This window comes from Vitreimonas sp. (genome assembly GCF_035627415.1).
Lineage (GTDB): Bacteria > Pseudomonadota > Alphaproteobacteria > Caulobacterales > Aquidulcibacteraceae > Vitreimonas.
Map to the genome: position 1 here is coordinate 1 of NZ_DASPLU010000002.1, position 4666 is coordinate 4666.

The window sequence follows — 4666 nt, forward strand, 5'->3', positions numbered from 1 at the left end:
GAGACGCCATCCGTCGATGGCGGGTTGCGTCGGAGCGGATACGGCCTGGTGTGAAGAGGCGCGTCCGCATTCCATCGTGCAGGAGGCGAGCCGCGGCGACGCGGCGTTCTACAACTCCTCCTCCCAAGCCGGGAAAAACGACCGAAAACCGGGGCGCGCGAAGCGCGCGGCGCAGGTTGGAGACAACCAGCGCACCCCTAGAGACTACTCAGCGCGGATTGCGCGCCCCGCCTCCCACTCGGGATTCGGTTACCGGGACTCGGTTATCGGTGCGTCGCCAGGGATGCGCGCCGACGATGGCGCGCGCCCCGTTTCCCGATCCCCGACAACCGATCCCCGATAACCGAGTCCCGCCAACCGATCCCCGAACAACGGGACGGCGCCCACACGCACGCCTATATCAACGGCAAGGAGAGCTTCATGGCGGAACGCGACTACGTGCTCGGCACGCATGACGACGAAATCTACCGGCTCGGCTTCCAGCATCGCGTCTGGCGCCCGCGCGCGCTCGACGCCTGGGCCCGCGCCCGCATCGGCGACGGCTGCAAGGTGATCGACTTCGGCGCCGGGCCGGGCTTCGCGACCATGGACTTGGCGGAAATGGTCGGCCCCAACGGCCAGGTGCATGCGCTCGAACGCTCGCGGCGTTTTCTCGATACGCTCGAAGCGCAAGCCAAAGCGCGCGGCTTCTCCCAGGTGAAGGCGCACGAGATCGACGTCGTCGCCGATGCCATCCCGGTGCAAAACGCCGACGCCGCCTGGGCGCGCTGGATCTTTGCCTTCTTGCCCAAGCCAAAGGACGCGCTGAAGAAACTGGTCGACGCGCTGCGCCCCGGCGGCGCGCTCGTTTTCCACGAATACATCGATTACGAAACCTGGAAGCTCGCGCCGCCGGCGCCGAATTTCGAGAAGTTCGTTGATGAGGTTTCGGCCAACTGGCGCGCGTCCGGCGGCGAACCCGACATCGCCCGCCATCTGCCGGCTTGGCTCACCGAAATGGGCCTCAAGATCGAGAGCCTCAAACCCTATGTCGACGTCGTCTCCAAGGACGACAATGTCTGGCGCTGGCCGATCGGCTTCTTCGACATCCACATCGACCGCCTGCTCGAACTCAACCGCATCACGGCGCAAATCGCCAAAGACATGCGCGACGAGTTCGCCCGCGTCAGTCAACAACCGGGCACACTGATGGTGACGCCGCTCGTGCTCGAAATCATCGCGCGGAAGTGAGGCAGTGGGCAGTGGGCAGTGGGCAGTGGGTAGTGGGAGAGTGGCGTGAGTGCAATTAATTCGTACAGGGATTTGACGGCGTGGCAGCAGGCCATGGATTTAGCTACTGAGGTCTACAGACACTCTCGCCAATGGCCAAAGGAAGAACTCTATGGTTTGACGTCCCAAGCGCGACGAGCATCAGTCTCAATCGCCGCCAACATCGCGGAGGGCTATGGTCGCGACAATCTCGGCTACTACATCCAGTTTCTTCGGGCCGCGCAGGGCTCGCTCAAAGAGCTTGAAACGCATCTTCTAATCGCGTGCCGTGTAGAGATCGCGAGGGACGTTGAGGCGGCGCCTCTACTCGAATCTGCTGAGCGCCTCGGCAAGATCCTTCGCGGACTGATCAGAAAACTGAAGGAAGCGCGATAAAAGAAAGGGCGCCACCTCTACGGACGCCCTTTTGGGTCAGCATGGCGTTCGCCTACTGCCTACTGCCCATTGCCCACTGCCTTATCCGACGATTTCCTGGTCGTTGAAAAAGAACGCGATCTCGCGTTCCGCGTTTTCGAGGCTGTCCGACCCGTGCACCGTGTTCGCTTCGATCGATTCCGCGAACAGCTTGCGGATGGTGCCTTCGGCGGCGTTGGCGGGATTGGTCGCGCCCATCACGTCGCGATACTTGGCGACGGCATTCTCGCCTTCGAGCACTTGGACGACCACAGGACCGGAAATCATGAAGGTGACGAGATCGCGGAAGAACGGGCGCTCCTTGTGGACCGCGTAGAAGCCTTCGGCCTGGCCTTCCGACAGCCAGATCCGCTTTTGGCCGACGATGCGCAGGCCCGCCTTCTCGATCACGGCGTTGACCGCGCCGGTCAGGTTACGCTTGGTCGCGTCCGGCTTGATGATCGACAGGGTGCGTTCGACGGCCATGGTGTTCCGGGCTCCGGCTTGATTTGGAGCCGGGTCTATAGCCGCGCCCTGGGCCAAGGCCAAGTGCGTCAGAAACACCCGACGGCGATGATCCGCCCAGCGCCGTTGACCACGACATTCAGCCGATGCGGCTCGTATTCGAGCGTCGTCAGCCTGCCGCGGTCGACGACGTTGGCGTTAGCCGGCACGAGCGAGGCCTGATGCAGTTCGGCGAATTCTTCGCCCAGCAGGTGCGCGTAGCGGCTTGCGCCGCACGTGTCGTCGGAGACGACGAAACGGTCACGGACGGGCGGCTGCGGCGCAGGCTCCTCGGTTCGTTCCTCGGCGGCCGCGCCCGTCGCGGAGAGCGCAAGCGCGACAGCCACAATCGACGATCGCAACATCGGAACACCTCCGCCGCGATCTTATCAGAAGCAGCGGAGCGAACCAACGCGCCCGTCCGCGCCAACTGTGATGTTGAGCCGCTCCGCGGAGAAATCCTGCGTGATCATCATGTCCGGCGTGATGATGCGGGTCCGCGGCGGCAGCGTGGAACGGTCGATCTGGGCGGCCGGGGTTCCAATCAGGTGCGCAAAGCGCGCCGCGCCGCACGCATCCTGCGCCGTCGCTTCTTGCGCGTTCTGCGGCGCAGGCGCCGTCGTGCAAGCGGCCGCCGCCAGCATCGCCGCGACAAGGACGGCGCGCATCAGTAGCACTCCAACCCGGTTATCACACCGTTCGCATCGACGATCACGTTCAAGCGATCGGCGCGGAAATCCTGTGTCACGACAGTGTCGGGCTGGATGATGCGGATGCCGGCGTCGCTCGGGAACGTCACCGCGGCCAGCTGGGAACCGACCATGGCGCGATATTGCGAGGCGCCGCATGTATCCTGCGCCGTCGCCGCTTCACGCGTCGTCGGCGCCGCTTGTTCAGCCGCTGGGGTTTCGGCCTCGGGCGCTTCGGTCGGCGTCGTGGTTGGGCCGCAGGCTGCGAGCGCCAGCGCCGCAACGGTGAACATGAGAGCACGCATTGTCAGTCTCCTTCTCAGCCGCAGCGCAAGTTCGCGACCTTGCCGTCAGGTCCAAGTTCAAGGTTCAGTCGCTCGGCGCGATAGTCCAGGGTCACGGCGCAGCCATGACAGATGATGCGCGCGCCCGCGGGCAGGCTGGATTGCTGGATCGCGCCGCCGTCTGCGCCGAGCAGATGACGGTGCGCCGCCAGCTGGCAGGTGTCCGGCGGCGGCCGGTTCAGAATCGCCTCGCGCTGCTGCTGCTGCGCGATGCGGTCGAGATCGCGATAGGTCGGCGCCTGGTAGGTGCAGGCCGCCGCGACGAGGGCGGCGCCGAGAACCAGGACGAGCGAACGCTTCACTGCTGCTTCTCCCATCGCCCGGAGGCGCTTTCCTTCCAGTACGACGCCGTGACGCCGGCCTCTTTCGCCTGTTTCCAGCGCGATCGGGCCGATTCCAAGGCGGCCGGATCGTTGCCGTCGAACAGGAGGCACGCGCGCTCGAATCCGCCGAGATCGCCGGGTTCGGCGTCGTCGACCAGAAACAGCGCCTGCGCCTGGTTCGGGTTGCCGCCCTCCGTCGTCAACCACACCGGCTGGCGCATCGGATCGCCCTCGCGCCCATGCGGCACGAAACTGTCTTCACGAAACGTCCAGATCGCCGCGTCGAGCTGCTCGATCCGCTCCGGTGAGCCGGCGCGCACCAAAGCCCGCCAGCCGCGCTGCAAGCACTTCTCCAACAGGGGCGGCAGCGCCCGCTCCAGTTCGCTCCGCTCCAAATGGTAGAACCAGAGTTCAGCCATCAATCCTCGTACCGGCTCGCGATCAAGCGGTTGAGCAGGCGCACGCCGTATCCCGTCGCCCAAGTCGGCGAGATCGGATCCTCATACGGGCCCGGCTTCCAGGCCGTGCCGGCGATATCGAGGTGCGCCCAAGGCGTGCCGTCCTTGATGAAGCGCTTCACGAACTGGGCGCCGATAATCGAGCCGGCCATCGGCTTGCCGGCGATGTTCTTCATGTCGGCGTTCGGCGTGTCGATCAGTTTGTCATACGCAGGACCGAGCGGCAGACGCCACACCGCTTCGCCCTCGGCTTGCGCGGCTACCGTGATTGCGTGCGCCAGATCTTCGTCGTTGGCGAACAAGCCGGCGTGCTCGTGCCCGAGCGCGACGATCACGGCGCCGGTCAGGGTGGCGAGATCGATCACGGCGCAGGGGTCGAACTTGTCCTGCGCGTACCAGACCGCGTCGGCGAGGATGAGGCGCCCTTCGGCGTCGGTGTTGAGCACCTCGATGGTCTGGCCCGACATGGTGTTGACGATGTCGCCCGGGCGCTGCGCGTGCGGGCCCGGCATGTTCTCCACCAGCGCGACGACGCCGACGACGTTCGCCTTCGCTTTGCGCAGCGCGACGGCTTTCATGACGCCGGCGACGGCGGCCGCGCCGCCCATGTCGCCCTTCATCTCGTCCATGCCGGCGCCCGGCTTCAGCGAAATGCCGCCCGTATCGAACGTCACGCCTTTGCCGAC

8 protein-coding genes and 1 pseudogene are annotated in these 4666 nt (G+C 65.4%); 2 read left to right on the top strand and 7 right to left on the bottom strand.

Annotated elements, in window-relative coordinates:
• The first annotated feature begins 420 nt into the window (after window positions 1-420).
• Window positions 421-1230 carry a methyltransferase domain-containing protein gene (locus VEA80_RS00585; protein WP_325058735.1) on the top strand — a complete coding sequence of 270 codons (810 nt, stop codon included), beginning with the start codon at window positions 421-423 and terminating at the stop codon, window positions 1228-1230.
• A gap of 45 nt (window positions 1231-1275) precedes the next feature.
• Window positions 1276-1644: a four helix bundle protein gene (locus tag VEA80_RS00590; RefSeq protein WP_325058736.1), complete on the top strand. Its 369-nt coding sequence runs from the start codon at window positions 1276-1278 to the stop codon at window positions 1642-1644.
• An 81-nt stretch (window positions 1645-1725) separates the two neighbouring features.
• Here VEA80_RS00590 and ndk read toward each other — a convergent pair whose 3' ends face one another.
• From ndk to VEA80_RS00625, 7 genes and pseudogenes are all read right to left on the bottom strand, one after another.
• The gene (gene ndk / locus VEA80_RS00595; RefSeq protein ID WP_325058737.1) at window positions 1726-2148 is read right to left on the bottom strand and encodes a nucleoside-diphosphate kinase; all 423 of its coding nucleotides are present in this window, start codon (window positions 2146-2148) and stop codon (window positions 1726-1728) included.
• A gap of 68 nt (window positions 2149-2216) precedes the next feature.
• Window positions 2217-2531, bottom strand: coding sequence for an I78 family peptidase inhibitor (locus VEA80_RS00600; protein ID WP_325058738.1), 315 nt, complete (start codon window positions 2529-2531; stop codon window positions 2217-2219).
• Window positions 2532-2555: 24 nt separating this feature from the next.
• Window positions 2556-2834 (bottom strand): I78 family peptidase inhibitor, encoded by a 279-nt coding sequence (locus VEA80_RS00605; RefSeq protein ID WP_325058739.1) that lies wholly within the window; start codon window positions 2832-2834, stop codon window positions 2556-2558.
• The gene (locus VEA80_RS00610) at window positions 2834-3160 is read right to left on the bottom strand and encodes an I78 family peptidase inhibitor (protein WP_325058740.1); all 327 of its coding nucleotides are present in this window, start codon (window positions 3158-3160) and stop codon (window positions 2834-2836) included. The genes VEA80_RS00605 and VEA80_RS00610 overlap by 1 nt, the downstream gene beginning before the upstream one ends.
• 14 nt (window positions 3161-3174) lie before the next feature.
• The gene (locus VEA80_RS00615; RefSeq protein WP_325058741.1) at window positions 3175-3501 is read right to left on the bottom strand and encodes an I78 family peptidase inhibitor; all 327 of its coding nucleotides are present in this window, start codon (window positions 3499-3501) and stop codon (window positions 3175-3177) included.
• Window positions 3498-3941: a DNA polymerase III subunit chi gene (locus tag VEA80_RS00620; RefSeq protein ID WP_325058742.1), complete on the bottom strand. Its 444-nt coding sequence runs from the start codon at window positions 3939-3941 to the stop codon at window positions 3498-3500. Before VEA80_RS00620 ends, VEA80_RS00615 begins: the two co-directional genes overlap by 4 nt.
• A pseudogene (locus tag VEA80_RS00625) lies at window positions 3941-4666 on the bottom strand (leucyl aminopeptidase); the annotation flags it as partial. The pseudogene VEA80_RS00625 and the gene VEA80_RS00620, both read right to left, overlap by 1 nt.